We start from the raw sequence: 26,133 nt of genomic DNA, 5'->3' as shown, positions 1-26,133 counted from the left end.
TGAGAGAAGCTGGCCAAGTGTGGGCTAAATCGCGATGAGATATGGATGAATCGTCATCGCGCTTTGGGTTATCGTTTGAGTATGATCTTGTCGGAAAACCGCTGCGCACTTTTCCGGATCATGCTCTAGACCAGCACGGGCGTGCGCACGCGACCGACGTTGCCGAACACGCGCAGGTAACGCTCGATCTCCGAGGGCAGGCCGGTCGCCTTCTCCGGGTTGTCGGAGAGCTTCACGGCTGGACGCCCATCGACCGACGACACCTTGCAGACCAGCGAGATCGGATCGAGATTGGCCGAGCCATCCGGTGTGCAGCCGACGAAATCATTGGTGAGATTGGTGCCCCAGCCAAAGGAGAGCCGCACGCGGCCGGCGAAATGGTGATAGGTATCCTCGATCGAGCCGACGTCCATGGCATCGGAAAAGACCAGCAGCTTGTCCTTGGGATTGCGGCCCTTCGTCGCCCACCATTTGACGATCTCTTCGCCGGCCTGGATCGGCGGCGCGCTGTCGGGGCGGAATCCGGTCCAGTCGGCGACCCATTCCGGCGCGTCGCGCAGGAAGGCCTTGGTGCCGAAAGCGTCGGGCAAGGCGATCAGGAGATTGCCGCCATAGGTCTGGCGCCACTGGTCGAGGATGCGATAGGGCGCCCAGCGCAACTCCTCGTCGTCCTTGGCGAGCGCCGCGGCCACCATCGGCAGCTCGTGCGCGTTGGTGCCGATTGCTTCGAGATCGTTGTCCATGGCGAGCAGGACGTTGGACGTACCGATGAACGACGAACCCAAGCCCTCCTTCACCGCCTCCACGCACCAGCGCTGCCAGAGGAAGCCGTGCCGGCGCCGCGTGCCGAAGTCGGAGAGCTTCAAATTCTCGAGCTTGCGCAATCGCTCGACCTTGGTCCAGAGCTTTGCCTTGGCGCGGGCGTAGAGCACGTCGAGCTCGAACCGGCCGCGGCCCTTCATCGCCGCGCGCGAGCGCAGTTCGTTGAGGATGGCGAGCGCCGGAATCTCCCACATCGTGGTGTGGGTCCAGGGCCCGTGGAAATGCAGCTCGTACTGGCCTTCGACCTTGCGCAGCTCGTATTCGGGCAAGCGGAATTCGGCGAGCCAGCGGATGAAGTCCGCCGAGAACATGTGGGTCTTGCCGTAGAACGTGTTACCGGCAAGCCAGATCAGTTCTTTCTTGGTGAAGCGGATGGTGCGGGCATGGTCGAGCTGGGCGCGCAGCTCGCCTTCGTCGATGGTCTCGGCGAGCCGCACATGGCGCGAGCGGTTGATGACCGAGAAAGTCACCTGCTGATTCGGGTAGGATTCCCGAATCATCTGCAACATCAATAGCTTGTAGAAGTCGGTATCAAGCAGGCTGCGGATGATGGGGTCCAGCCGCCAGCTGTGATTATAGGTCCTGCTCGCAATGTCGGTCACGGTCATGGGGGAATTCTAGCGTGGCTGCCTTGGCGCAACCAGTGGGTTTGGCGAGGGGCAGGTTTCCGCGCGGAGGGACCCAGGCTCAGTCTCCAGCCGCTGTTGCCGCCACCGTCTCGAGCTGGCCTCTGATCCAGCGATGGGCCGGGTCCTTTTGATAGCGCTGGTGCCAGACCATGAACATCGGCAGCTCGGCGAGTGTCCGGGTGCGGGACGCGAGCGGAATGCGCGTTTGCGCGAAGCCAGCCATCACGCCGGAAGCCAGCAGGCTCGGCATGCTCGCCAGCATGTCGGAGCCGCGCAGGAACGATGGCACGCCGGAAAAGCTTGGCACGGAGATCGCGATGTCGCGATGGAAGCCGTTTGCCGCGAGCCGGCGGTCGAAGTCGAGCCGCTCATTGTCGGTATAGACCACGGTGATGTGGCGGGCCGCGAGATAGGCGTTGCGGCCGGCCGGCGCGGCGCGCGCGTCGGGATCGTAGTAGCAGACGTAATGATCTCTCAGCAGGCGCTTCTGCACGATGTCGACGCCGGACGGCGGCAGCGGTGTGATCAGGAGGTCGCAGCGGTTTTCGCGCAGCATCGCGGGCGAGGGAGACTGCGAGGGGATCACGCGCAGGTTCAGGCTCTTCACCTGCGCCGCGACATGTCCGAAGAATCGCGGCAGCAGCAGATCACGCTGGAAATCATTGGCGGCGACTGTCAGCGAGAGCTGCGCGTGCGCCGGCTCGAACGTGACGCCGCCGGCGAAGCTGCGCATCTCGTCGATCAGTGCGCGCGCCTTCGCGGCCAGCGCCTGGGCGTGCGCGGTGGCGACGATGCCGCGGCCGGATTTGGCGAACAGCGGATCGCCCGCGATCCGCCGCAGCTTGTTGAGCCCGTGGCTGACCGCCGATTGCGTCAGGCCGAGACGCGTCGCGGCTGATGTCACCGAGCCTTCCTCCAGCACGGCAAGGAACAGCTCGAGCGCGTGGCCGTCGAGCGCCAAATGATCGATTTCTTTCATGAGATTGATTATAATCCATCCATTTATCTTGAGAATAGGCGAGGCCATTATCTCCCGATAAGCCGCGCGCCCGGATCCCGGGCGTCACAGGGAGAGACAACGCCGATGAATGCCCAGGCGCCAATTCCAGCCTTGCAGGATCCCCGCTTCAATCGCCCCGAGCCCTTCACGCCGCCGCTTCGCGACGGCGGCTTCTTCCAGCGCGACCGCTCCATCCATCCGCCGGCGCATGCGCCCGGCTACAAATCCTCGGTGCTGCGCTCGCCGCGCCAGGCTCTGCTGTCGCTGGAGAACTCGATCTCGGAGATCACCGGGCCGGTGTTCGGCCACAACGATCTCGGCCCGCTCGACAACGACCTGATCCGTAACTACGCCAAGGACGGCGATCCCGTCGGCGAGCGCATCATCGTCCATGGGCGAGTGCTGGACGAGACCGGCCGCGGCGTACCGAACACGCTGGTCGAGTTCTGGCAGGCCAATGCCGGCGGCCGCTACCGGCACAAGAAGGACACGTATCTGGCGCCAATCGATCCGAATTTCGGCGGTTGCGGCCGCGCGCTGAGCGATGACACCGGCTACTACTACTTCCGCACCGTGAAGCCCGGGCCCTATCCCTGGCGCAACTATGTCAACAGCTGGCGTCCGGCCCACATCCACTTCTCGGTGTTCGGCTCGGGCCTTGCCCAGCGGCTGATCACGCAGATGTATTTCGAGGGCGATCCCCTGATCCCGGTCTGCCCGATCCTGACGACGATCCCGGACAAGGACGCGCTCGACCGTCTCGTCGCGCCGCTCGACCTCAACGCCTCTACGCCGTTCGATTCGCTTGCCTACCGCTTCGACATCGTGCTGCGCGGCCAGCGCTCCACCTATTTCGAAAATCGCCCGGAAGGAAACTGAGTCAATGCCGCAGCCGCTCAACTACCTCAAGGAAACCGCCTCGCAGACCGCCGGGCCCTACGTCCATATCGGTCTGATTCCGGCCATGGCCGGCTTCGACATCTTCGAGAAGAACTTTTCCAACGTCCTGGTGACGCCGAACACGCAAGGCGAGCGCATCACGCTCGAAGGCCGCGTGCTCGACGGCAGCGGCTCGCCGCTGCGCGACGTGCTGCTCGAGATTTGGCAGGCCAACGCCGCCGGCCGCTACAACCATCCGGCCGACCGCTCGGTCGGCGCGCTCGATGAGGAGTTTCGCGGCTGGGGTCGCGCGGGCTCGGATTTCGACAGCGGGCTCGTCACCTTCGAGACCGTCAAGCCCGGAGCGATCACCGACAAGGCGGGCCGCAAATGCGCGCCGCACGTCAACGTCTGGATCGTCGCGCGCGGTATCAATATCGGGCTCAACACGCGGCTCTATTTCTCGGATGAGGAAGCCGCCAACGCCGCTGATCCCGTGCTCAACCTGGTCGAGCCGCCGGTCCGGCGGTCGACGCTGATCGCAAAGCGCGGCGAGCGCGCCGGCAAGGTCGTGTATACCTTCACGATCAATTTGCAGGGACCCGAGGAGACCGTGTTCTTCGACGTCTGACGATCCGGCGATCGTCCCGCAAGATCATTCCACCCGATCGCCTCGATTGATCGTTCCGCGCGTGAGGAATTGCGGCGGTTGCTGACGCATCTCGCGCGATCCCGGCCGCTCGGCCGGATCGCGTCCCACTTTTGGCTTCAGTTCTACCAAATCAATGAATACATCGGCCTGCCGGCGCAGTTCGTCGGCGACCATGGGCGGCTGGCTGGTAAGCGTGGAGACGACCGTGACGCGAACGCCGCGACGTTGCACGGCTTCAACGAGCGAACGAAAATCGCCATCACCCGAGAACAACACGATCTGATCGACGTGCTCGGCGAGTTCCATCGCATTCACCGCCAGTTCTACATCCATGCTGCCCTTCACCTTGCGGCGGCCGGTGGTGGCGTCGACGAACTCTTTGGTGAGCTTGGTGACGACGGTGTAGCCGTTGTAGTCGAGCCAATCGATCAGCGGGCGGATCGACGAGTATTCCTGATCCTCGATGACGGTCGTGTAATAGAAGGCCCGCAGCAGCGCACCCCGGCCGTGAAATTCGCCGAGCAGACGCCTGTAGTCGATATCGAAACCGAGCGCCTTGGAGGTGGCATAGAGATTGGCGCCATCGATGAAGAGTGCGATCTTCTCAATCGAAGACATTATGCACGAATCTCCAGTTCCGCATGGAAGCCAGCAGGTTCAGCCGCCAGGGCTCTGCATGCCGGTCGGAATGCTCAACTCGCCGGTCGCTTGCTGAAAAAGCAGCGCAGACGACCGGACAGGGTGTGGCCGTCTTGCGCCAAGGTTAGGGAGGTTGATGCCACTGGCGCCAGGGCGCCCAATGCAGCCACGTTAAGGCGTGCGCATTTCATGCTCAATTGTACGGAGGTAAACGGCTTGTATCCAAAGGGTTGGACGCCCTATACGAAGGTAAGTGGACGCGCCCGCGCAGCTTCGCGATCAGGGCGAAGGCGACGGTCTTCCTCGAAGTCTGATTGTCGCGGCGCGAACGACAACAGGCCTCATCTTGCAGTGTTCTCCTCGGGTGAGGAGGTCGGCTCGCGGCGCGGCCTGCGACCAAAGTCTATCCAGACGAGGCCTGCTGGTCCGGAACCAAAGCCCTTGCGAATGCTTCCCCGACATATGCCCCGCGGAGAGGTGTGTCATGAGCAGGTTGCAAGAGCGCGAAACCGTCCCTGACGTCTACAATCTGTTTCTCGCGGCTGTACTCTTCATATCCCCGTGGCTGTTCAAGCTGACGATCAGCCAGGGCAGGATCGATCTCTGGGTGACGAGCGCAATCATAGGCATACTATCGCTTGCTGCCATTACCGCCTATCGCGACTGGGAAGAGTGGATCAACGTCCTGATGGGCGTTTGGCTCATCGTGTCGCCCTGGCTGCTGGGATTCCCGCACACACGCGCGATGCATTTCAGCATTGGCTTTGGCGTCGTCATCATGCTTCTGGCCTTGCTCGATCTCTTTCTCCACTACGAGAAGAGGCATCCGGACCAAATGGAGTCGCGGCAAGAGAGAGCACATCACTAGCAAACGGTGCGCACGGCCTAGCACCCGACGCGTCAGTCTTCGCCGCCATGCAACTGCGCACGAAAGGCGCGCGGCGATAGCCCTGTGGCCGCGGCATAGACGCGGCTGAAATAGGCGGGATCCTCGAAGCCGAGCGCATACGCGATGGTCGAGACCGGCAGGTTGGTGTAAACGAGGTTGCGCCGCGCTTCGCGGATCAGCCGGTTGAGGATCAGGTGCGAGGCGGTGTCGCCGGTCGCAGCTCGCGTCACCCGGTTGAGATGCGTGGGCGTGATCGCCAGCGCCTCGGCATAGTCCGCAACGCTCCAGCGCTCCAGATGATGCTCCTCGAGCAGCGCCTCGAAGCGACGGAACAGGCCGGATTCGGCCGTTCCATTGCCGCCGCTCTCGCCCGTCAGCGCGCGCGCCACAAGTCCGATCATGGCCGCCGACAGCGCGCGCAGCACATGGGCACGGCCGAAATTGCGCGCCGCGTGTTCGGCAAAGATCTGCTTCATGGTGGCGCGGATCTGCGGCGTGCCGCGGACCACGGCCGATCGCGACAGCGCGCCGCGCAGGCCCTCCGAGGCGAGCAGCGCCTCGTCGAGGATCTCCGCGGCGATGGTCAGGACCCAGCCTTGCGTGCCGGGCACGAAGCGGAAGCCATGGACGTGGCCGACTGGCACGTTGACAATCTGCATTGGCCTCAAGGGCACCACGCGCCCATCGAGCGTTGCTTCGCCGCCGCCACGCTCGATCAGCAGCACCTGGTGCAGCCGGGCATGGCGGTGCACGGCCAGCGTCCAGTCATGCAGCACCGAGCGGGACGCGATCGTCTCGCAATGCACGACATCGGGCAGATCGCCGGATTCGCCGAACAGGTTGTAGACCCGGATGGCCGGGGCAGGGGCTGCGTTTCTCATGTTCGAATAGTACAAGACAAAGGCAAAACCCTCCATCGGTTTGCGGCGCGGAATCTGCAAAAAGCTCCCAGACGGGAGGACGTAAAAATGAAAGTTCGGGTCTGCATCATCGGCGGTGGGCCATCCGGGCTGCTGTTGTCCCAGCTTCTGTACCTGAAGGGCATCGACACGGTCGTGCTGGAGAAATACAGCCGTGAGCACGTGCTCGCCCGCATCCGGGCCGGCGTGCTCGAGCACGGCTTTGCCGAGCTGATGCGCGAGGCGCAATGCGGCGAGCGGATGGACCGCGAGGGCGAGATCCACAAGGGCTTCGAGATCGCGCATGACGGCGTGCTCTCCCATGTCGACCTGCACAAGCACTCCGGCGGTAATTCCGTGCTGGTCTACGGCCAGACCGAGCTGACGCGCGATCTCTACGAGGCGCGCGACCGGCACGGCGGCAAGGTCGTGCACAATGCCGAGGACGTGACGCCGCATGGTCTCACCTCGGACAAGCCGTTCGTGACGTATCGTTTGAACGGCGAGATCGTGCGGGTCGACTGCGACTACATCGTCGGTGCCGACGGTTTTCACGGCATCAGCCGCAAGTCGATCCCGAAGGACGTGTTGCGCGAATACGAGAAGGTCTATCCGTTCGGCTGGCTTGGCGTCCTGTCACGCACCAAGCCGGTGTCACCCGAGCTGATCTATGTGAACCATGAGCGCGGCTTCGCGCTCTGCTCGATGCGCTCGCAGGTCTTGAGCCGCTACTACATCCAGGTTCCTTTGGCCGACAAGGTGGAGGACTGGTCGGACGATGCGTTCTGGGCCGAGCTGAAGCGGCGCCTGCCGGAGGAGGTTGCCGGCCGCCTGATCACGGGAGCGTCGATCGAAAAGAGCATCGCGCCGCTTCGCAGCTACGTTGCCGAGCCGATGAGCTATGGCCGCCTGTTCCTCGCCGGCGATGCCGCCCATATCGTGCCGCCGACGGGCGCGCGCGGGCTCAACAGCGCCGCCTCCGACATCTACTATCTCTATCACGGCCTGCTCGCGCACTATGAGCATGGCGATGATTCCGGGCTCACAGGCTATTCGGCCAAAGCGCTGGCGCGGATCTGGAAGGCGCAGCGTTTCTCCTGGTGGATGACGATGATGCTGCATCGTTTCCCCGACCGGCTGGAGTACGAAGACAGGCTGCAGCAGACCGAGCTGGAGTATCTGTTCTCGTCCGAGACGGCGCAGCGCCTGCTCGCGGAGAACTATGTAGGGCTGCCGTTCTAGCGCTTCCAGCGTATTGCCAGGCTCTTCTGGCGGTGGGTGGTTCAGCAAGTTACGTGAAAAAGACCAATCTTCCTGGCATGCGAGTGGTTGAACGTGTGAATTGCCTTGGGCGTCGGCTCAAGCAGGACTGCGCAACCCTTCTTCGCAAAATACGCCTCCGCTTCCGGCGATAGATGCACATTGCCCATCTGGCCCGACCCAAGAATGAGCTGCTCGCATCCGTTTTCAAAGATGAACTTCGCCTCGTCCTTCGAGAGGACGTGCGAGGTGCCGTAGTACTTCTTCGACAGCTTTTTCTTCCGCTTTGCCACTTCGCCGGACAGACGAATGATCACGTCGTGTTCATAGGTCTTTCCGTCAATCGTGATCGTGCCGAACGTCGTGTCTTCGATCTCCATGGCCTGACCTCCTCTTGATGTCGGCACAAGTCTCGCCTCAGCTTCGGTGGACGAGCCCGGTATCGATGTCAGAAGCGCCCGTCGATCGCACCTCCTCGAGGCGCCGACCGCCGGGCGCCGAAATCACGGCTGCGCCAATCCGCCGGACTGGACGCAGGTCCGTCGAGACTGCGAAGCCGCTTACGGGAGCTCGGATATCAGCTTGGTCCACTCGGCCTCGGTCCAGGCGCGCGAGGTGCTGGTCCGCACATTGCCGAGGGAGCCGAGCGCAAGCGCGAATTTTGTGATATGGTCGCCGAGCGGTGCTTCGGCGACGACGAGAATGTCATGCGCGCCGGAGACGAGATAGATGTCCTTGATCTCGACTCCGACTTTCTTGGCAAGCGCCTTCGCAGCTTCGCTGCGCTTGGGAGCATCCCTGACATTCCGAATTCCCTGGTCGGTCCAGTCGATCGTCAGTATGAATGTCGCCATGTCGATCCTCCCTGGGGTGCATGTGCGCGTGGCCTGCCGCGCGCGCCAGGCCAACTTGCTTCATGTTGAAATTGAGGGAGCGCCACGAAGGTCAGCGCTGCTTTCAGACTGCGATGCCTGCCGACGGCCTGCTCGCTGCCCATTCCGGCAACCGGCGACGTCGGCCCGTCCCGTCTCGAAGGGCAGCTTGCTATACACTACGCCATGTCATGGGCCCGAAAAAGAGGGTTCTCCGGGTTGTGACCGGCCGATCGGCGTGGGGGCGCTATTTTCCCTCCAGCGTATTGACTGGAGTCCACGCCGGCGGCGGTGGATTTGTGGTGAGCGCTCTGGCGCGTCTCGCGAACAGCGCTGATGGCGGATCGATCTCGGCCGTGCGCTCGAATGCTTCAACGGCCTTGCCAAACTCTCGGGCCCGCCAGCATGCCAGCCCTTCCGCGTATACCGCGGCTGCCTTCTTCTGTTCGGCGCTCTCCGCCCCCTTCTCCGCCAGCGGCTCGAACACCCGGATCGGCTCGCCGCGCCCCAGCACCCTGATGGAATCGAGCTCACGCCAGGCGAAGGCGTCGCCGGTCTGCGCCATCGTCGTCTCCGACGCCATGATCGCAGTGCCGTAATATTTGTTGGCGCCTTCCAGCCGCGAGGCGACGTTCACGGTGTCGCTCATCACCGTGTAGTTGAAGCGGCGCCGCGAGCCGATATTGCCGACCACGGCCTCGCCGCTGTTCAGCCCGATGCGGTGCGACAGGTCGCGGCCCGCGAACGCGGCGTTGCCGGCGTTGAGTTCCGCGAGCCTTTGGTGGCACTTCAGTGCGGCGCGGACGGCGTTGCGCGCATGCGCGGGATCGTCGGCCGGCGCGCCGAACATGGCGACGATGGAATCGCCGATATATTTGTCGACGTAGCCGCCTTGGCCCTCGATGATGTCGGTCATGGCGGACAGATACTCGTTCATCAGCGCGACCAGCTCGCCCGGCGTCATCTTCTCCGCGATGGAGGAGAAACCGCTGAGGTCGGAGAAGAACATGGTGACGTTGCGCGTCTCGCCGCCGAGCGCCGGCATCTTGCCCGAGGCAACCATGGTGTCGATCACCTCGGGCGCGAGGTAGAAGGCAAAGCTCTTGCGCAGAAAGCGCTCCTCGCGGTCGGCGATAACGAAGCGGTAGCCGATCATCATCGCGACTGCGGCAAGGCCGGCCAGCGCGGGCTCCGTCAGGGGCAGCGCCAAGGCGTGAACGAACAGGCTCACGGCCAACGCGGCGTAAACAGCCGTGAGCGCGATGTATGCCGCCACTGCCCCTGCGGGTGCGAGCACGCAGGCCGCGCAGGCGATGATCGCCGCGAACAGGATCGTGAGAGTGGTCCGCAGCGGAAAGCCCAGCTCCGTCACCGCATCGCGTTCCATCAGATTGCGGACCGCAGCGGCGTGGACGAAGACGCCGGCGATATCGCTGCGCGGCGCCTGGGCGGCGCGCGCCGGGGCGGGCAGGGCGCATCGTGCGGCCGGCGTCCCGTCAAATCCGCCGGACAGGCGCATCGAGGTGAGCTTGCGGTCCTCGAAATTGAGGACGGTACCGAGCAGCACGATCTTGCCGTCGAAGGCGCGGCGGAAGAAATCGCGATCGCCCTTCTCGGCGCAGGCGCGCAGGTCGGCGAAGGAGAACGTCGGGACATCGCGGCTCAGTCCGCGGAAATTCAGCGCCAGCGTGTTCGGCGACGCGCTCGGGATAGCATAGCCGGCCAACGTCATCGCGCCCGACGGCGCGATCTCAGGCTTCGCACCGAGCGCGCGCGAGGCGAGCTCGACGGCCATCGCGGGAACAGGCTTGCCATCGACAGCAAAACTCAGCGGCATCCGCCGGATGACGTCGTCGGTGTCGGTATGGACGTTGAGGGCGCGGATGTTGTTTCGCACCGCCAGTTGCTGCGCGCGGTAGGGAACGTCGGGGTGGTCGTTGCTCAGGATCTCGCCGAGCACGAGTTTGCCGGAATCGGAGGCCTGCCGCAGCGCGATCAGGTAATCCCGATCAAAACCCTTCATGCGCGCGCCGAGCGGCGCGTCACCAAAAGGGATTTCCGACTGCTCGATCGAACTCGGAAAGATGACGTCGAAGCCGATCACCTTGGCGCCGCCGTCAGTGATGCTCGCGAGCACCCGGCCGATCTCGCGCGTCCAGGTCAGCGTCGGTGATCCCTTGAAGGGCGGCGTATCATAGGTCTCGCCGTCGATCGCGACGACGACGACCGGCGAGCTGGCGGGGTCGCGGCGGTCACTGAGGAGCTTGCCGCGCAGCGCGGTGAGGATGTCGAGCGACAGGCCTTGCAGGGCATGAAGCGGCGGGGAGGTGAAGACCGCACCCGAAAGGAGCGCGACCAGGATCGCTGCAATGATGTCCCGCCTGCCGATCCGCCGCATCGCGCTGTCGCGGATCGCCTATTCGAGCCGCAGCAGGCGACCGACGATCGGCGTCGGTGACGAGGTGGCGCGGGCGTCGACCTGGAATGTGTAGCGCTTCGCGCCGAGGGTTGCGAGATAGGTGCCGCCAGGGGCCAGGGTCTTGCCGGCCTTGGCGAAGTCGTAGAACTTGCCGGCGACCAGATTATCGGCCTTCAGCGGCACGCTGATCGTGGGCTCCTTGCCGTCGGTGCGCTCGATGACCAGCGTGCTGCCGCTTCTGGCCTGGACCAGCGGCGAGACGCCGTAGATCGTCGGCAGCCTGGAGGGCGCCGCCTTCGTGTCGGATCGCATTGTGCGGAACGTGGTCGCCGCACTCTGGTTCGCCTGGCGCTCGGAGAGCTGCGCCGCGTTGGCATCGCAGGGCACCTTGACGCGCTGCACGTCGCCGAGCTGCACCGTGCTCTGCTCGGCGCCGACCAGGACGACGCCCTCAGTGATCGTCTCGCGCACGCAGGATTTGAGATAGCCGAGCACGAGCGCCGCCTTCGGTCCGAGCTTGATGATCTTGCCGGGCGCCACATAGTCCATGAACTCGACGCCGTCGACCTTGCCCTGCACGTCCTCGACGATCGCAGCCGGCGTCTGCGCGACGGCGGGCGCCGCGAGGCAAAACACGCCGACAATGGCGCCGATCGGGCTTTTCATGGGCTTTCTCATCCGGTTCGATTGATACGCGACTGATCCCCGCCTGGCTCGACTCTTAGCAGCGGGTGGCGCAACCAAGTGTGACCAGAATCACTCTTGGTATTGGTGCACATTATCAGGAAGAGGTTCAAAGCCGAGATGAGGAAGGTTCGGCCGGAGCAAACCGGCCGAGGGCAATGTCAGGCCGCCGGGACAGCCTCGCGCGATCGGTTTTCGTCCGGGCGGTTCTCGGCCGTCTCTGCCATGGCGGGCGAGAGCGTGGCCTCGGATTTCTGGAACAGCGCCGCGCCTTGTCCGAGAGCGATCGCCGCGACCTCGTCCCAGCGCGACAGAAAGGCCTCGACGCAGGCTGGGTCGAATTGTCGCCCCTTGTTCTCGACCAGGTAGGTGCGCGCCACCTCGAGCGGCATCGGCTCTTTATATGGCCGCCGCGTCGTCAGGGCGTCGAAGACGTCAGCGACCGCGACCACGCGCGCGGCGACCGGGATCTCGGCCGCTCTCAGGCCGTTCGGATAGCCCGTGCCGTCCCAGCGCTCGTGATGGCCTGCGGCAATTTGCGCACCGAGCTGGATCAACTCGCAACTGGAGTCCGCCAGGATCCGCTCGCCGATCCTCGCATGGGTGCGGATCACCGCCATCTCCTCATCGGTCAGCCGGCCGGGCTTGAGCAGGATATTGTCGGGAATGGCGACCTTGCCGACGTCGTGCAGGGGCGCGGCCAGGTAGATGTCGCGGCAGAGTCGGGCCGGCAGGCCAAGCTGCTCGGCGATGATGCGGCTGTATCGGGCGACCCGCAGCGTGTGCTCCCCGGTGTCGTTGTCGCGGTATTCGACCGCGAGCGCGAGCCGCAGGATGATCTCCTCCTCACGCTCGCCGAGCTTCTGTGTCGCAGCCGCGACCGCGCTCGCCAGATCCGCGGCGCGATCGTTCTGCTTGCGCACGGCGACGCCGAGGCGGATCAGGTTGCGCAAGCGCACCGTCATTTCGACGCTCTGCGGCTGCTTGGGCAGGAAATCGGTTGCACCGGCCTGCAGCGCTTCCATCTTGATGTCATCCGTCTGTTGCGAGGTGATCATCGCGATCGGGATGTCGGCGCAGCCGGGCAGGGTACGGAAGGCACGGATGAAGCTGATGCCGTCCATATGCGGCATCTCGTAGTCGACCAGCACGAGGTCGAAGACGCGCTCGCGCGCACAAGCCAGCGCATCCACTGGATCGAGGAAGGTGGTGGCCTCGACCAGGCCTTCGGCCTCGATATGACGTTTCAGGAAGTTGAGGACGGAGCGGCTGTCATCAATCAGAAGCGCTTGGGTCAGCATCGGCGGCCGGGGCTCTCTTCGCTGGCGTAGGCACGAACCCAAGGCATAACCTGATGGAATTTAACGCGGAGCAAATGCGCCGGCCGGCAACGTTGCCGCGGATATGCGCGCTTCGCATGAGATTTCGGCACGCCATGCACCTTTGCATGCGGCTGCGCGAAGTCCTAGGGAATGTGACCCGTAGTTGTACGGAGCACGGCGTTAGGAGTTTGCTCATTCGATTCACGTCAAACGGTGTACCGGAATATTAAGCAAAGGCGGGGGTAGCGATGGCGCTCAATCCCACGGAGCCGAAGTGGTCGTTGCGGTTGCCCGCCGACTGCAGCATCGCGGCCATTCGAAATGTCTATGACCTCATTCGCGAGGCGTTCGGCCGGCAGGACCGGCTCGAAATCGACTGCTCCAGCGTGGACAAGGCGGACGTGACCTCGATCCAGCTCCTGCTGTCGACCGCCAAGACGGGCGCGGCCCAGGGGCGTCCGGTCGTCCTGACTTCTTTCTCCCAGTCTCTGCGCAACACCCTTCGCCGCGCCGGATTCGCCAGTGAGGCGATGATCGACCAGCATTTCCCGCAAAAGAAAGACGGCACCTGATGGCCACGATTCTGACCGTCGACGATTCCCCCAGCATCCGGCAGATGATCAAGGTCGTGCTCGAGCCGGCCGGTCACAGCGTGATCGAGGCCGGCGACGGTGCGCAGGGGCTCGCCAAGGCGCAGGCCGGCAAGCTCGACCTCGTGATCACCGACCTTAATATGCCTGTCATGAACGGGCTGGAGCTGATCCGCGCGCTGCGCAAGCTGCCGAGCGCGGTCGGCATGCCCATCGTGTTCCTGACCACCGAATCCAACGACGCGGTGAAGCAGGAAGCGAAAAGCGCCGGCGCCACCGGCTGGATCACGAAGCCCTTCAAGCCCGAGCAGTTGCTCGCCGTCGTGGCCAAGCTGGTGCGCGCATGAGCGCGATGGACCCGACCGAGGTCTTTCGCCAGGAAGCCAGCGAGCTGTTCGAGGTCCTGGAAGGAGCCCTGCTCGATCTCGGCCAGCGTCCCGACGACCGCGAGCTGGTCGATTCCGCTTTTCGCGCCCTGCACACGATCAAGGGCTCCGGCGCCATGTTCGGGTTCGACAAGGTCGCCTCCTTCACCCACGAGTTCGAGACCGCCTTCGACCGTGTCCGCAAGGGCGAGATCAAGCCGACACAGGAGCTGATCTCGGTCGCGCTCGCCGCCAAGGACTATATCCGGGCCCTGATCGAGGAGCCGCAGACGACCGACGATATCATCGGCGAGGGGATTCTCGACGATCTCAAGCGCTTCGTGTCGTCCGACCAGCCTGCCTCCCCGGTCGCAGAGATCACTGAGGCACCGTCGCTGGCCCCTGGCGAGCGAAAGCAGGCCGGTTGGCACCTTCACCTGGAATTCGAATCCCACATCCTGCGCAACGGATCGAACCCGCTCGATCTCCTGGAAGATCTCTGCAAGCTCGGCCCCTGCTTCGTCGTGCCGATCACCGACGGCGTGCCGTTCCTCGACGAGATGGAGCCGGAAGACTGCTATCTGAAGTGGGACGTCAAGCTTCACGCGGCCTGCGACAAGGACGCGATCGACGACGTCTTCATGTTCGTCCAGGACGAGATGAAGCTGACGCTCTCTCCGCTCGAGCATGTCGAAGCTCCGCCGGCGCCGCTGTTCCAGCTCCTCGACGAGGAGCCGGTGCCGGCCGCGATGGTGGAGATGCCCGCTCCGGCGGTCGAAGTTGCGCCGGCGCTAGTCGTTGAAGAACCCGCGCCGAAATCCGAGATCAAGCGTGAGGCGCCGCCCGTGGTGCGCCGTGAGGAAGCGAAGCGCGAGGAGCGCGGCATCGCCACCGTCCGCGTCCAGGCCGAGCGCCTCGACGAGCTGATGGACCGGGTCGGCGAGCTCGTCATCGCGCAGGCGCGACTGACGCAACTGGCCTCCGCCGGCTCCGATCTGTCGATCAAGATGATCGCCGAGGAAATCGAGCGCCTCGCCTCCAGCCTGCGTGACACCACGATGGGCGCGCGCATGGTGCCGATCGGCTCGCTGTTCGGTCGCTTCCGCCGCCTGGTGCATGACCTGTCGCGCGACCTGTCGAAGCCGGTCGAGTTCGTCACCTCGGGCGAGGACACTGAGCTCGATAAGACCATGATCGAGTGCCTCGCCGATCCGCTGGTGCACTTGATCCGCAACGCCATCGACCACGGCATCGAGGACAGCGCGACCCGCGCTGCCAATGGCAAGACGGAGCAGGGCCGGATCGAGCTCGCCGCCGTTCATTCCGGCGCGCAGGTGCTCGTCACCGTGAAGGACAATGGCGGCGGTCTCAACACCGCGCGCATCCGCGCCAAGGCGGAAGAGCAGGGGCTGATCGCGGCCGGTGCTGCGCACTCCGACCACGAGGTCCACCAGTTCCTGTTCCACCCCGGCTTCTCCACTGCGCAGACCATCTCGGCGCTGTCCGGCCGTGGCGTCGGCATGGACGTGGTCAAGCGCACCATCGAGAACATGCGCGGCTCGATCGACCTGTCGACCCAGCCGGGCCAGGGCACCACCGTGACGCTGCGCCTGCCGTTGACGCTCGCGATCATCGAGGGTCTTCTGATCCGCGTCGGCGAAGGCCGCTACATCATTCCGCTGTCGGCGGTGGAGGAATGCGTCGAACTCACGGCCGAGGACGAACGGTCACGCGGCCGCAACTTCCTCAATGTGCGCGGCAATCTTGTGCCCTTCCTCAGGCTGCGCGAGCTCATGACCGCATCCGGCAGGCCGGACAAGCACCAGAAGACGATCATCATCTCGACCGGCGAGACCCGCGTCGGGCTCGTCGCTGACCAGATCATCGGCAACCACCAGACCGTGATCAAGTCGCTGTCCAAGCTCCATTCGGACGTCACGATCTTCTCCGGCGCGACCATCCTCGGCGACGGCACGGCGGCGCTGATCCTCGATGTCGCGCAGCTCGTCGCGATGGCGCAGTCGAAAGTCGAAAAGCATCACATCAGCGAGGCAGCGTGATGAACGGGGGGCAGGCCGGCGAGCATCAGGCCGATGCGATGCAGGTCGTGATGATCGGCCTCGGTGAGGAGAAGTTCGCGCTCGATGCGGGCCTCGTGCGCGAGATCATCGATCCCGTGCCGGTCACCAAGGTCGCCGGTGCGCGCTCTTTCGTTCCGAGCGTGATCAATGTGCGCGGCAACGTCATTCCGCTGGCGGACCTGCGCATCCGCTTCGGCATGCCGCAGACCGAGAATTCGGCCGATACGCGCATCGTCGTCATCGAGATCGAGATCGACAACGAGCCGGTGCTGGTCGGCGTGACCGCAGACAAGGTCTACGAGGTCACGGAAATCTCGCAGACCGACGTGCAGCAGACGCCGCGCGTCGGCATGCACTGGAAGCCGGAGTTCATCCGCTTCATCACCAAGTGGCGTGAAGAGTTCGTCATCGTTCCCAACATGGAACGCATTCTGAATTGAGATGAGGTCCCACTGGCGGGACTTGAGGTTTGACCTGGGGTTTGGGGGCTGAAAATGAGGTTTACGGTCAAGGCGAAGCTTGCCAGCGCGTTCGGCGTGGTCCTGCTATTGTCGATGGCGGCGGGCGGTCTCGCCTATCTGAAGCTGAGCGAGATGATCGCGACCGCGGAGGATCTGGTGGCGCGCGCTGGCCGGATGGAGCGCGCCGCTGAGCTCGAAAAGGGCATTCTCTTCCAGGTCCGCGCCGAAAAGAACCTGATCCTGGCGCCCGACAGCGACAGCGAGAGGTTCCTTGCCGAGATCGCCAAGCAGCGCGAGGCGCTCTTGAAGGTGAAGGACGAGATTCATGCAGCGGCCTCGCCGGAAGGCAAGAAACTGGTCGAGAACTTCGCCGCCGCCTTCGCGCGCATGAACGCGGCTGAAGACGAAGCGCTCAAGATCGCGAAGGTCGACAGGACGAAGGCCGCCGAGCGTTCGATGACCGACGTCCGCAAGGCCGTGGCGGAGGCGATGGAGGCGGCCAACGCTTACATCGCCAACGTCAAGAAGAACATGGACGCTCAATCGGCCCAGGCGCACGAGGACGGCAACCGGGCTCAGTTCCTCCTGATCTCGTTCGTGCTGGCATCGCTCGCGATCGGCCTGATTGCCGCGATCTGGATTTCCATCAGCATCGCGCGCGGTCTCGGCCGTGCGGTCGGGCTGGCCGGGGCCGTCGCCGATGGCGACCTCAGCCAGATGATCAAGATCTCGAGCAATGACGAGATCGGCGATCTCGTCAAGTCGCTGAACACGATGGTCGAAAAGCTCCGGCAGATCGTCGCGGAGGCCCTCACGGCCGCACAGAACGTCTCCGCCGGCAGCCAGGAGCTTTCCGCGAGCGCCGAGCAGCTTTCGCAAGGCGCGACCGAGCAGGCTTCGTCGGCGGAAGAGGCCTCTTCTTCCATGGAGGAGATGGCCTCGAACGTGAAGCAAAACGCCGACAACGCCAACCAGACCGAGAAAATCGCCGCGCAATCGGCCAGGGATGCCGAGGCCAGCGGTGCCGCCGTGGGCCGTGCCGTCGAGGCGATGCAGACGATCGCTGAGAAGATCACGATCGTGCAGGAAATCGCGCGGCAGACCGACCTGCTCGCCCTCAACGCGGCGGTCGAGGCGGCACGCGCCGGCGAGCACGGCAAGGGTTTTGCGGTGGTCGCCTCCGAGGTGCGCAAGCTCGCCGAGCGCAGCCAGGCGGCCGCCGCGGAGATCGGCACGCTGTCGACGGAAAGCGTGAAGGTCGCCCAGGAAGCCGGCGGCATGCTGTCGAGGCTCGTGCCTGACATCAAGAAGACTGCCGAACTGGTTCAGGAGATCACCGCGGCTTGCCGCGAGCAGGACGTCGGTTCGGCGCAGATCAACCAGGCGATCCAGCAGCTCGACAAGGTCGGCCAGCAGAACGCCAGCGCGTCCGAGCAGGTGTCCTCGACCTCGGAGGAACTCGCTTCTCAGGCCGAGCAGCTCCAGTCGACCATCTCGTTCTTCCGGATCGAGCATGCCACGCGCAAGGAGAATGCCGCGGCCGCGCCGATCGACCGTGCCGTCAGCCAGCTCCGTGCCAAGGCGGCGCACATGGCAGCGGCCGATCGCGGCAAGAAGAAGCCTGCGCCGGCGCGCCAGCCGGCACGAGCGCTGAAGGCCGCCGGCGGTGGCGGCTTCGCCTTCGACATGGACGATCGCGAGGACGACCGCGACGCCGAGTTTCAACGCTGACCTGCCGGTCCGGCCTCGCGCCGGACCGCCTTTAAAAACCCTTCGATCCTGGACCGCATCATGGCCGCAACCTCGCAATATCTGACGCTCGGGCTCGCCGGCGAGACGTTCGGCATCAGCATCCGCAACGTCCGGGAGATCCTTGACATGCGGCCGATCTCGCGTCTGCCGCATGCACCGAACTTCCTGCTCGGCATGATCGACGTGCGCGGCAGTGGTTATCCGATCGTCGACCTCAGGACCAAGTTGGGTCTGCCGAACGTGGCGGCGACCGAGGCCACCCGCATCATCATCCTCGACGTGCCGATGAAGGACCGCCTGGTCGGTGTCGGCTTCGTCGCCGATTGCGTCTTCGAGGTCACCGATATCGACGAGCAGGCCATCGAGCCCGTGCCCGAGGTGGGCGGGAAATGGCAGTCCGACTACGCGGCCGGCATCGGGCGCAAGGGCGAGAAGTTCGTCATCATCTTCGATCTCGCCAAGCTGATGGCGAATGACGAGATCCCGGAAGAACGCGATGCGGCGGCGGATGCACCTCGCGCCGCCTGAGTTTTGCAAAAGTAAGCGTGGCGAGCGTACGCATCCCAATTCGAACCAAACGAGACTGAAATGAGATTCACCGTCAAAGCCAAGCTTGCGAGCGCCTTCGGCGTCGTCATCCTGCTTTCGATGATCGCCGGTGCGGTCGGCTACCTGAAGCTGTCGGACTTGGTCGGAACCACCGAGCTTCTGGTCAGCCGTGCGGGCCGCATGGAGAAAGCTGCGGAGCTCAAGGAAGGCATCCTGCTCCAGGTGCGCGCCGAGAAGAACTCCATCCTGGCAACGTCGGACGCGGAATATGATCAGTTTGCGGCCGATCTTGCCAAGACCCGTGAGCAGCTCACGAAGTCGAAGGACGAGATCCACGCGCAGGCCACCGAGAGCGGCAAGAAGCTGATGGACAATTTCTCGGCCGCCTTTGCCAGGATGAACGCCTACCAGGACGAGACGGTCAGGCTTGCCAAGACCGACAAGTCCAAGGCGTTGGACCGCTCCATGCATGACGGCCGCAAGGTCGTGGCGGATGCGGTCGAAGCGGCGGACGTCTACATCAAGAACGTCAAGAAGAACATGGCCGAGCAGGCTGAGCAGTCCAAGCAGGATGGCTCCCGCGCCGAGATGCTGCTGATCAGCCTGGTGATCGCCTCGCTGCTGATCGCCGCGGTCGCCGCAACCTGGATCGCGCTCAACATCAGCCGTGCGCTCGCGCAGGCCGTCGGCCTCGCTGACGCGGTGGCGATCGGCGATCTCAGCCGCAAGATCGAGTCCTCCAGCAACGACGAGATCGGTGATCTCATCAAGTCGCTGAACGCGATGACGGTGAACCTGAACGCCACCGCGGCGGTCGCCAACGAGATCGCGCAAGGCAATCTCATGGTCGAAGCCAAGCCGCTGTCCGACAAGGACACGCTGGGTCTCGCGCTCGAGCGCATGGTCGAAAAGCTCCGGCAGATCGTGTCGGAGGCCCTCACCGCGGCCCAGAACGTCTCGGCCGGCAGCCAGGAGCTTTCCGCGAGCGCCGAGCAGCTCTCGCAGGGCGCGACCGAGCAGGCCTCGTCCGCGGAGGAAGCCTCGTCCTCGATGGAGGAGATGGCCTCGAACGTGAAGCAGAACGCCGATAACGCCAACCAGACCGAGAAGATCGCCGCGCAATCGGCCAAGGACGCCGAAGCCAGCGGTGCCGCTGTGGGGCGCGCCGTCAACGCGATGCAGACGATCGCCGAGAAGATCACGATCGTGCAGGAGATCGCGCGGCAGACCGATCTGCTGGCCCTCAACGCGGCGGTCGAGGCCGCGCGCGCCGGCGAGCACGGCAAGGGCTTTGCAGTGGTCGCCTCCGAGGTGCGCAAGCTCGCCGAGCGCAGCCAGGCGGCCGCGGCCGAGATCGGCACGCTCTCGGCCGAGACCGTCAAGGTGGCGCAGGAAGCCGGCTCCATGCTGGCCAAGCTCGTTCCGGACATCAAGAAGACCGCAGAACTCGTCGAGGAGATCACCGCGGCATGCCGCGAGCAGGACGTCGGCTCCGCCCAGATCAACCAGGCGATCCAGCAGCTCGACAAGGTCGGCCAGCAGAACGCCAGCGCGTCCGAGCAGGTGTCCTCGACCTCGGAAGAACTCGCCTCGCAGGCCGAGCAGCTCCAGTCGACGATCGCCTACTTCCGCATCGAGCACGGCGCGAAGGGCCACGCGGCCGCGTCGATCGACCGGGCGGTCAATCAGCTGCGTGCGAAGGCTGCCACCATGGCGGCCGCCGATCGGCCGCCGGCCAAGAAGCCCCAGGCCAAGCCGGCGCGCGCGATGAAGGTTGCCGGCGGCGGCGGCTTCGCATTTGACATGAAGGACGGCGAGGACGATCGGGACGCCGAATTCCAGCGTTAATATCTTTCATGGATCGGTCCACCCCACGCAGGTGGACCGATTCGCTTTCTGTGATTGCGAAAAGGCGTAAGGCTTCGAGATGGCCCGTATGGCCCGACATCCAATGCATGCGGCCATCGCGGGCCGGGGCAGGTGCCCATGATGCCGGCCCTGCAGGATACGGCCGTGCATTTGTCGGACCGTCACTTCCGGACTATCGCCGAATTGATCGAGGGCCAGGTGGGCATCAAGCTGCCGCCGGGCAAGCGACTGATGCTGGAGGGGCGGCTGCACAAGCGCGTGCGCGCGCTGAATTTTTCCGACCTCAACGAGTATGTCGACAACCTGTTCGAGGCGGATCACTTCGACACTGAGCTCACCCATCTCATCGATGTGGTGACCACCAACAAGACCGATTTCTTCCGCGAGCCGCAGCATTTCACCTTCATGAGAGAGGTCGCAGTCCCGGCCCTGCTCAAATTGCATGGACGCAGGAACGCAAACCTGAAGATCTGGAGCTCGGCGAGCTCCACCGGAATGGAGGCCTATACGACGGCGATGGTCCTGGACGACATGACGCGGAGCGAATCGCGATTTCAGTATCGTATCCTCGGCACCGACATCTCGACCGCCGTGCTACGCCTCGCCAGGACCGCGATCTACACCCGCGACGTGCTCGCGCCGGTGCCGGAGAGTTTTGTGAAGCGATATTTCCTGTCGTCGCGCGACAGGTCGCGCGGCGAGGTACGGGTGGTGCCGGAATTGCGGCGCATGACGCATTTTATGCGGATGAACCTGATGGATGCGTCCTATCCGGTCGACCGTGACGTCGATATCATCTTCTGCCGCAACGTCCTGATCTATTTCGAGCGCGAGACCCAGCGCAAGGTGATCGAGCAGTTGTGCAGCCATTTGCGGCCCGGCGGCTATCTGCTGGTCGGACATTCGGAGTCGATGATTCACAGTGCCGTGCCTGGCCTGAAGCAGGTTCAGCCGACCATTTTCAAGGTCTAACCGGAGCGCAACCCAAATGCCGAAAGGGAAAGTTCGCGTGCTGATCGTGGACGATTCGGCGTCGGTGCGCCAAATCCTTTTGACGATCCTGAACGATGATCCCGACATCGAGGTGATGGGGACCGCCTCCGATCCGTTCGCGGCGGCGCGCCGCCTGCAGAACGAAATTCCCGACGTCATCATCCTCGACATCGAGATGCCGCGCATGGACGGCATGACCTTCCTGCGCAAGATCATGGCGCAGCGCCCCATTCCGGTGATCATCTGCTCCTCGCTCACCGAGGAGGGCTCGAACGTGATGTTCGAGGCGTTCGAGGCCGGCGCCGTCGACATCGTGCCGAAGCCGAAGATCGATACGCGGCAGGCGCTGCTCGAATGCTCCACACGGCTGCGCGAGGCCGTCAAGTCGGCGGCACGCGCGCGCGTGCGTCCGCGCACGGCAAGGCGGGTGGTCGAGAAGAAGCTCACGGCTGACGCCATCATCCCGCCGCCGGTGCACGGCCGCTCGCGGCCGACGACGGAACGCATCGTCTGCATCGGTGCCTCGACAGGCGGTACGGAAGCTCTGAACGATGTGCTGGAGATGCTGCCGCCAACTTGTCCGGGCATTCTCATCGTCCAGCACATGCCGGCCGGCTTCACCGCGGCCTTTGCCAAACGGCTCGACAGCGTCTGTCAGATCCGGGTCAAGGAGGCCGAGGACGGTGAGTCGGTATTGCCGGGCTGCGCCTACATCGCGCCTGGCGCTCGTCACATGCTGCTCCAGCGCATCGGCCTGCGCTATCAGATTGCGATCAAGGACGGTCCGCCGGTGTCACGGCATCGTCCGTCGGTCGATGTGCTGTTCCGCTCGGCGGCCCAGCACGCCGGCGCCAATGCGCTCGGCGTCATCATGACGGGCATGGGCGACGACGGTGCGCGCGGGATGCTGGAGATGCGCAAGCTCGGCGCCTCGACGCGGGCGCAGGATGAGGAGAGCTGCGTGGTGTTCGGCATGCCCAAGGAAGCCATCGCCCATGGCGGTGTCGAGAAGGTCGTCTCGCTGCACCAGATCCCGCGCGAAATCATGCACTGGTACCAGGCCGGGCATGCCGCGGTGGCGGGTTGAACGCGATGTCAGCAAGCCTGGCCAACACATTTGCCGACGCGATCGCCTCGATCGAGGACGTCTCGTCGCGCATCGAGGATGTCTTCGCCCGTGTCGGTCACCAGCTCGGACGCGGCCACATCATTTTCAAGGAGCTGAACCAGGGCCTCGCGACGCTCTCTGGAGAACTGTCGGGCGCCGAGATCGAGGGTGCCGCGACGGCATTGCAGGAGATCGCCGCGCGGCTGAACGAGCTGGCGCGAGCGCTGCCTGCCGAGAGCGCCTTGCTCACCACGATCGGCAAGAGCACGGCGGAGGCGTCTTCGCTTCTCAAGCCACTGTTCAAGCACATCCAGATGATCACGATCATCGCGCGCAGCGCGCGGATCGAGGCGGCCTCGCTCGACGGCGACCGCGAGGGCTTTCTTGCCTTCACGCAGGAGGCCTACGACCTCGGCAAGGCCGTGCAGGGCTCCATCGAAGGCTGCGCGCGGGACCAGCAGCGCCTGTCGGACGCGGTCGCGACCGCGTCGACCCGGCAGAGGGAGTTCGAGGGCAGCTACCGGGAGCAGCTGGTGTCGGGAAGCGCCGAGCTCGCCTCGGCCTATTCCGGATTGCGCGACCAGCGCAGCAAGAGCAGTCATCTCGCCGACCTTGCGGGCACCAGCACAAGGAAGATCGCCGACGCGGTCGGCAGCTCGATCATTTCGCTTCAGGCCGGTGACAGCACGCGTCAACGTCTTGAGCATGTCTGCCATGGTCTGCGTCTGGTCTCCGGGCACGAGCTTGCGCCGAGCCTCGTGCCGGCGCCGGAGGAGGGCGGCGATGGCGCGCGTGCCATCTGCCAGTTGCAGGCAGCCCAGCTCAGGGACGCCCAGCGCGAGTTCGGTGGCGACATCGGCCAGATCGTTCGCGCGCTGTCAGCCATCCTGAATGACGCTGGCGGGGTCGTCGGTCATGGCCGCGCGCTGTTCGGAGCGGAGGATGGCGGCTCGTCCTCGTTCCTGGCGCGCATCAAGCAGACGCTCGCGCAGGCCTCGACCCTGATTGCCACGTGCGAGAGCGCCGGCCGCGCGGTCGACGAGGCGCTGGCGATCGTCGAGGATACGCTGGCCAAATTCCGGCAGGCAATCGCCGGGCTCGCCGAGGCCACGGTCGATATCACGCTGATCGGCATGAACGCTGGCCTCAAGGCCAGCCATCTCGGCAGCAGAGGCAGCGCCTTCGTCGTCATCGCCAACGAACTCAAGTCGACCGCCGACCAGGTCTCGGCGGGCGCAGCGCGGCTGCGCCCGGTGCTTGACGGCATCGAGCGGTCGGCCAACGATCTCAGGGAGCTTCGCGTGCAGGGCGATCCCGCGCAACTCGCCAAGCTCGAGCCGCAGATCCTCCAGGCGTTGCGCGAGGTGGAGGCCGGCAACGAGCGACTCGGCAGGCTGATGAGCCGTCTGGTCGATGAAGGTGCCGAGTTCGAAGGCCTGATGAATTCCGCGAAAGACTTGATGAGCACGCTCGGCGACGGCTCTGCGGCATTGCCGGCGGTTGCTTCGCGCCTCGAGACGGCAAGCGCGGGTGCGGAGCGGCCGAAACCGCGCGCGCGCGACGAGGCGGTGCTCGGTGATCTCTTCGCCCGCTACACGATGGAGCGCGAGCGGGTCGTTCACCGCGAATTCCTGCAAGGTCTTGGACTGGCGTCGACCGCCGCGGCGCCTCGGGCCGAAGCGGCCGAAGCTGCAGATGACGGCATAGAATTGTTTTGATTCGGCTGCCTGCGTCGCCCGTGCGACGTTGGCAGCAATTTGATACGTTGGTTTTGCAGGGCGTTAACCGTGGCGGAACGGCCGCCGGATCGGTCATTGTCGCGCCCCAGAGTTGGTCGCAAATACGAGCTGATTTCAGGCGGATGTCCTTCATGCTGAGAGACGGCAAATATGCTGCCTGGTTCAGGACCGCGCGCGGCCAGGGCACCGGTATCGTGCATCTGACCGAGGGGCGCATCTCGGGCAGCGACAGCTTCTTCACCTATGGCGGTTCGTATCGCGTCGATGAGAATCGCTTCACGGCGGTCCTGACCACGAGGCGGCATGCCGAAGGTCCACCGACGGTGTTCGGGCTGGACGAGGTCGAGGTCAAACTGTCGGGCGTGTGCAAGGGTGCGATGGCGACCTGCTCCGGAACAGCCAGGGAGGCGCCCGACGTGATCTTCGAGGCGACGTTGATCTACAGCCAGGAAGATGCGCCGATAGCCGATGCGAAATGTGCCGTCGTGAAGCTCAATGCCGACAAGCTGCCCAAGGGCCTCGACAGTCGGTCGCGTCCGCGCCTTCCCTCCATGTCTCCCAGGACTCCGACGTCGTAGCGAGGCCCGTCTTAGCCTTGCGTTGACGATGTTGGCGCGAAGGCGAGCTGACGTGCGCCGCACCAATAAAGCCTTTAGAGATGGGGGTCTAAGTCTAGGGCACAAAAAATAAGGGTGGTCGAGAACATGCCTCAGATATGGATGACATATGACGAGCTCGGAACGCTGTGCGGCTGCGGCGCAATGGAAGCCAGAGTGTACGCAAAGCATCTGTCGCTTGATCGCCGCAAGAGCCGTGATGGCGCAACGCGCGTCAAGCTGAACCATGCGCTGACAATGAAGTTCTTCGCGACCGTCCGTGAAGCCGATCCCGATCTCGACGAAGCGATTACGGCATTGCGCGAGACGCATCGACGGATGGCCGAGCCGTTGGCGCCGGAAGTGGCATATGACAGGCGCAGCGTGGCCTAGACCATAGCGCCCGCCAAGGTGGGCCTCGTAACGGGCGTTCCGGACCGACGGGTTGAGCCCCGGTGGTCCATCGTCGCCACGACTGCCTTCGAATCAGGCATAAATCATCAGTCGGAATTTCGCGCGGTCGCTGGTGTTTCACACCGGGACCAAGGGCCCAACGTGGTCGAGGCTGGGGAGGACGTCATGAAGAAAGCCGTGTGCCTGGCGAGTGCGATGGTTTTTGCGATTCCGCTCGGCCTGATGGGGCGCGCCGCCGCCGAAATGATCAAGCTGCAGGCGGAACTCAAGGGCAGCAATGAAGTGCCGCCAAATGCGAGTTCCGGCTCCGGCAAGGCAGAGGCGACGTTCGACACCGCCAGCAAAGTCCTGACCTACACGGTCACCTATTCCGGTCTCACCGGACCCGCGCTCGGCGCACATTTCCATGGACCCAGCGAACCCGGCAAGAACGCCGGCATCGCGCTGCCATTCAAATCAGCGCAAAGCCCGATCCAGGGCACCGCCACGCTGAGCGATGCGCACGCCGCGGATCTGCTGGGCGGCAGGTGGTACGCGAACATCCACACCGCAGCCAATCCAGGCGGCGAGCTGCGCGGGCAGATGGTGAAGTAGGGCTCGGCAGCGTTTCAACCAATCGTCATGCGACGTGGTTCGGCGCGGCCTTCTTT

Annotated in this window: 26 protein-coding genes; 17 read left to right on the top strand and 9 right to left on the bottom strand. The window is 64.4% G+C overall.

Features of this window, described 5'->3' with window-relative positions:
- Window positions 1-125: 125 nt before the first annotated feature.
- Both pncB and AYJ54_RS03235 read right to left on the bottom strand, forming a co-directional pair.
- Window positions 126-1,430: a nicotinate phosphoribosyltransferase gene (pncB, locus tag AYJ54_RS03240; RefSeq protein WP_063696429.1), complete on the bottom strand. Its 1,305-nt coding sequence runs from the start codon at window positions 1,428-1,430 to the stop codon at window positions 126-128.
- Between the two features lie 79 nt (window positions 1,431-1,509).
- Complete coding sequence (locus tag AYJ54_RS03235; protein WP_063696428.1) at window positions 1,510-2,430, bottom strand: LysR family transcriptional regulator; 921 nt, start codon at window positions 2,428-2,430, stop codon at window positions 1,510-1,512.
- Between the two features lie 105 nt (window positions 2,431-2,535).
- On the opposite strand from AYJ54_RS03235, the gene pcaH reads away from it, so the two are divergent.
- Together pcaH and pcaG are read left to right on the top strand one after the other, a co-directional pair.
- Window positions 2,536-3,330 (top strand): protocatechuate 3,4-dioxygenase subunit beta, encoded by a 795-nt coding sequence (pcaH, locus tag AYJ54_RS03230; protein ID WP_063696427.1) that lies wholly within the window; start codon window positions 2,536-2,538, stop codon window positions 3,328-3,330.
- 4 nt (window positions 3,331-3,334) lie between these two features.
- Window positions 3,335-3,961 (top strand): protocatechuate 3,4-dioxygenase subunit alpha, encoded by a 627-nt coding sequence (pcaG, locus tag AYJ54_RS03225; protein ID WP_063696426.1) that lies wholly within the window; start codon window positions 3,335-3,337, stop codon window positions 3,959-3,961.
- Window positions 3,962-3,985: 24 nt separating this feature from the next.
- Here the strand turns inward: pcaG and AYJ54_RS03220 are convergent, their stop codons facing one another.
- A complete protein-coding gene (locus AYJ54_RS03220; protein ID WP_063696425.1) occupies window positions 3,986-4,600 on the bottom strand; it encodes a LabA-like NYN domain-containing protein in 615 nt (204 codons plus the stop codon).
- Window positions 4,601-5,105: 505 nt separating this feature from the next.
- On the opposite strand from AYJ54_RS03220, the gene AYJ54_RS03215 reads away from it, so the two are divergent.
- The gene (locus tag AYJ54_RS03215; RefSeq protein WP_063696424.1) at window positions 5,106-5,489 is read left to right on the top strand and encodes an SPW repeat protein; all 384 of its coding nucleotides are present in this window, start codon (window positions 5,106-5,108) and stop codon (window positions 5,487-5,489) included.
- A gap of 32 nt (window positions 5,490-5,521) precedes the next feature.
- On the opposite strand, the gene AYJ54_RS03210 is transcribed toward AYJ54_RS03215, so the two are convergent.
- The gene (locus AYJ54_RS03210; protein WP_063696647.1) at window positions 5,522-6,427 is read right to left on the bottom strand and encodes a helix-turn-helix domain-containing protein; all 906 of its coding nucleotides are present in this window, start codon (window positions 6,425-6,427) and stop codon (window positions 5,522-5,524) included.
- 51 nt (window positions 6,428-6,478) lie between these two features.
- Between AYJ54_RS03210 and pobA the strand changes: the two genes are divergently transcribed.
- The gene (gene pobA, locus AYJ54_RS03205; RefSeq protein WP_063696423.1) at window positions 6,479-7,651 is read left to right on the top strand and encodes a 4-hydroxybenzoate 3-monooxygenase; all 1,173 of its coding nucleotides are present in this window, start codon (window positions 6,479-6,481) and stop codon (window positions 7,649-7,651) included.
- Window positions 7,652-7,692: 41 nt separating this feature from the next.
- Here the strand turns inward: pobA and AYJ54_RS03200 are convergent, their stop codons facing one another.
- The 5 genes from AYJ54_RS03200 to AYJ54_RS03180 all read right to left on the bottom strand — a co-directional run bounded on the left by AYJ54_RS03200 (window position 7,693) and on the right by AYJ54_RS03180 (window position 12,945).
- Window positions 7,693-8,049 (bottom strand): Mth938-like domain-containing protein, encoded by a 357-nt coding sequence (locus AYJ54_RS03200; protein WP_063696422.1) that lies wholly within the window; start codon window positions 8,047-8,049, stop codon window positions 7,693-7,695.
- A gap of 180 nt (window positions 8,050-8,229) precedes the next feature.
- Window positions 8,230-8,523: a GYD domain-containing protein gene (locus tag AYJ54_RS03195; RefSeq protein WP_063696421.1), complete on the bottom strand. Its 294-nt coding sequence runs from the start codon at window positions 8,521-8,523 to the stop codon at window positions 8,230-8,232.
- A gap of 265 nt (window positions 8,524-8,788) precedes the next feature.
- A complete protein-coding gene (locus AYJ54_RS03190; RefSeq protein WP_063696420.1) occupies window positions 8,789-10,939 on the bottom strand; it encodes an adenylate/guanylate cyclase domain-containing protein in 2,151 nt (716 codons plus the stop codon).
- Between the two features lie 18 nt (window positions 10,940-10,957).
- A complete protein-coding gene (locus AYJ54_RS03185; protein ID WP_063696419.1) occupies window positions 10,958-11,626 on the bottom strand; it encodes a hypothetical protein in 669 nt (222 codons plus the stop codon).
- A 179-nt stretch (window positions 11,627-11,805) separates the two neighbouring features.
- Window positions 11,806-12,945: a response regulator gene (locus AYJ54_RS03180; protein WP_063696418.1), complete on the bottom strand. Its 1,140-nt coding sequence runs from the start codon at window positions 12,943-12,945 to the stop codon at window positions 11,806-11,808.
- Between the two features lie 269 nt (window positions 12,946-13,214).
- Here AYJ54_RS03180 and AYJ54_RS03175 point away from each other — a divergent pair, with 269 nt between their 5' ends.
- The 13 genes from AYJ54_RS03175 to AYJ54_RS03115 all read left to right on the top strand — a co-directional run bounded on the left by AYJ54_RS03175 (window position 13,215) and on the right by AYJ54_RS03115 (window position 26,077).
- The gene (locus tag AYJ54_RS03175) at window positions 13,215-13,538 is read left to right on the top strand and encodes an STAS domain-containing protein (protein WP_063696417.1); all 324 of its coding nucleotides are present in this window, start codon (window positions 13,215-13,217) and stop codon (window positions 13,536-13,538) included.
- Window positions 13,538-13,903 carry a response regulator gene (locus AYJ54_RS03170; RefSeq protein ID WP_063696416.1) on the top strand — a complete coding sequence of 122 codons (366 nt, stop codon included), beginning with the start codon at window positions 13,538-13,540 and terminating at the stop codon, window positions 13,901-13,903. Before AYJ54_RS03175 ends, AYJ54_RS03170 begins: the two co-directional genes overlap by 1 nt.
- Window positions 13,900-15,981 (top strand): chemotaxis protein CheA, encoded by a 2,082-nt coding sequence (locus AYJ54_RS03165; protein WP_063696415.1) that lies wholly within the window; start codon window positions 13,900-13,902, stop codon window positions 15,979-15,981. The genes AYJ54_RS03170 and AYJ54_RS03165 overlap by 4 nt, the downstream gene beginning before the upstream one ends.
- Window positions 15,981-16,442, top strand: a complete 462-nt coding sequence (locus AYJ54_RS03160) for a chemotaxis protein CheW (protein WP_063696414.1) — start codon at window positions 15,981-15,983, stop codon at window positions 16,440-16,442. The genes AYJ54_RS03165 and AYJ54_RS03160 overlap by 1 nt, the downstream gene beginning before the upstream one ends.
- A 54-nt stretch (window positions 16,443-16,496) precedes the next feature.
- A complete protein-coding gene (locus AYJ54_RS03155; protein ID WP_063696413.1) occupies window positions 16,497-18,194 on the top strand; it encodes a methyl-accepting chemotaxis protein in 1,698 nt (565 codons plus the stop codon).
- A 60-nt stretch (window positions 18,195-18,254) separates the two neighbouring features.
- The gene (locus tag AYJ54_RS03150; protein ID WP_063696412.1) at window positions 18,255-18,743 is read left to right on the top strand and encodes a chemotaxis protein CheW; all 489 of its coding nucleotides are present in this window, start codon (window positions 18,255-18,257) and stop codon (window positions 18,741-18,743) included.
- Between the two features lie 60 nt (window positions 18,744-18,803).
- The gene (locus tag AYJ54_RS03145; protein ID WP_063696411.1) at window positions 18,804-20,612 is read left to right on the top strand and encodes a methyl-accepting chemotaxis protein; all 1,809 of its coding nucleotides are present in this window, start codon (window positions 18,804-18,806) and stop codon (window positions 20,610-20,612) included.
- A gap of 138 nt (window positions 20,613-20,750) precedes the next feature.
- A complete protein-coding gene (locus AYJ54_RS03140) occupies window positions 20,751-21,605 on the top strand; it encodes a CheR family methyltransferase (protein WP_063696410.1) in 855 nt (284 codons plus the stop codon).
- A 16-nt stretch (window positions 21,606-21,621) separates the two neighbouring features.
- The gene (locus AYJ54_RS03135; protein ID WP_063696409.1) at window positions 21,622-22,713 is read left to right on the top strand and encodes a protein-glutamate methylesterase/protein-glutamine glutaminase; all 1,092 of its coding nucleotides are present in this window, start codon (window positions 21,622-21,624) and stop codon (window positions 22,711-22,713) included.
- Window positions 22,714-22,718: 5 nt separating this feature from the next.
- On the top strand, window positions 22,719-24,452 hold the full coding sequence (locus AYJ54_RS03130; RefSeq protein ID WP_063696408.1) for a hypothetical protein: 1,734 nt from the start codon (window positions 22,719-22,721) through the stop codon (window positions 24,450-24,452).
- Window positions 24,453-24,604: 152 nt separating this feature from the next.
- Window positions 24,605-25,051: a hypothetical protein gene (locus AYJ54_RS03125; RefSeq protein ID WP_063696645.1), complete on the top strand. Its 447-nt coding sequence runs from the start codon at window positions 24,605-24,607 to the stop codon at window positions 25,049-25,051.
- A 126-nt stretch (window positions 25,052-25,177) separates the two neighbouring features.
- Complete coding sequence (locus AYJ54_RS03120) at window positions 25,178-25,462, top strand: hypothetical protein (RefSeq protein WP_063696644.1); 285 nt, start codon at window positions 25,178-25,180, stop codon at window positions 25,460-25,462.
- 186 nt (window positions 25,463-25,648) lie between these two features.
- Complete coding sequence (locus AYJ54_RS03115; RefSeq protein WP_063696407.1) at window positions 25,649-26,077, top strand: CHRD domain-containing protein; 429 nt, start codon at window positions 25,649-25,651, stop codon at window positions 26,075-26,077.
- The last annotated feature ends 56 nt before the right edge of the window (window positions 26,078-26,133 follow it).

This window comes from Bradyrhizobium centrolobii (assembly GCF_001641635.1).
GTDB lineage: Bacteria > Pseudomonadota > Alphaproteobacteria > Rhizobiales > Xanthobacteraceae > Bradyrhizobium > Bradyrhizobium centrolobii.
Note: the sequence above shows the minus strand (reverse complement) of the source record. Positions and strands in the feature narration are given on the sequence as shown.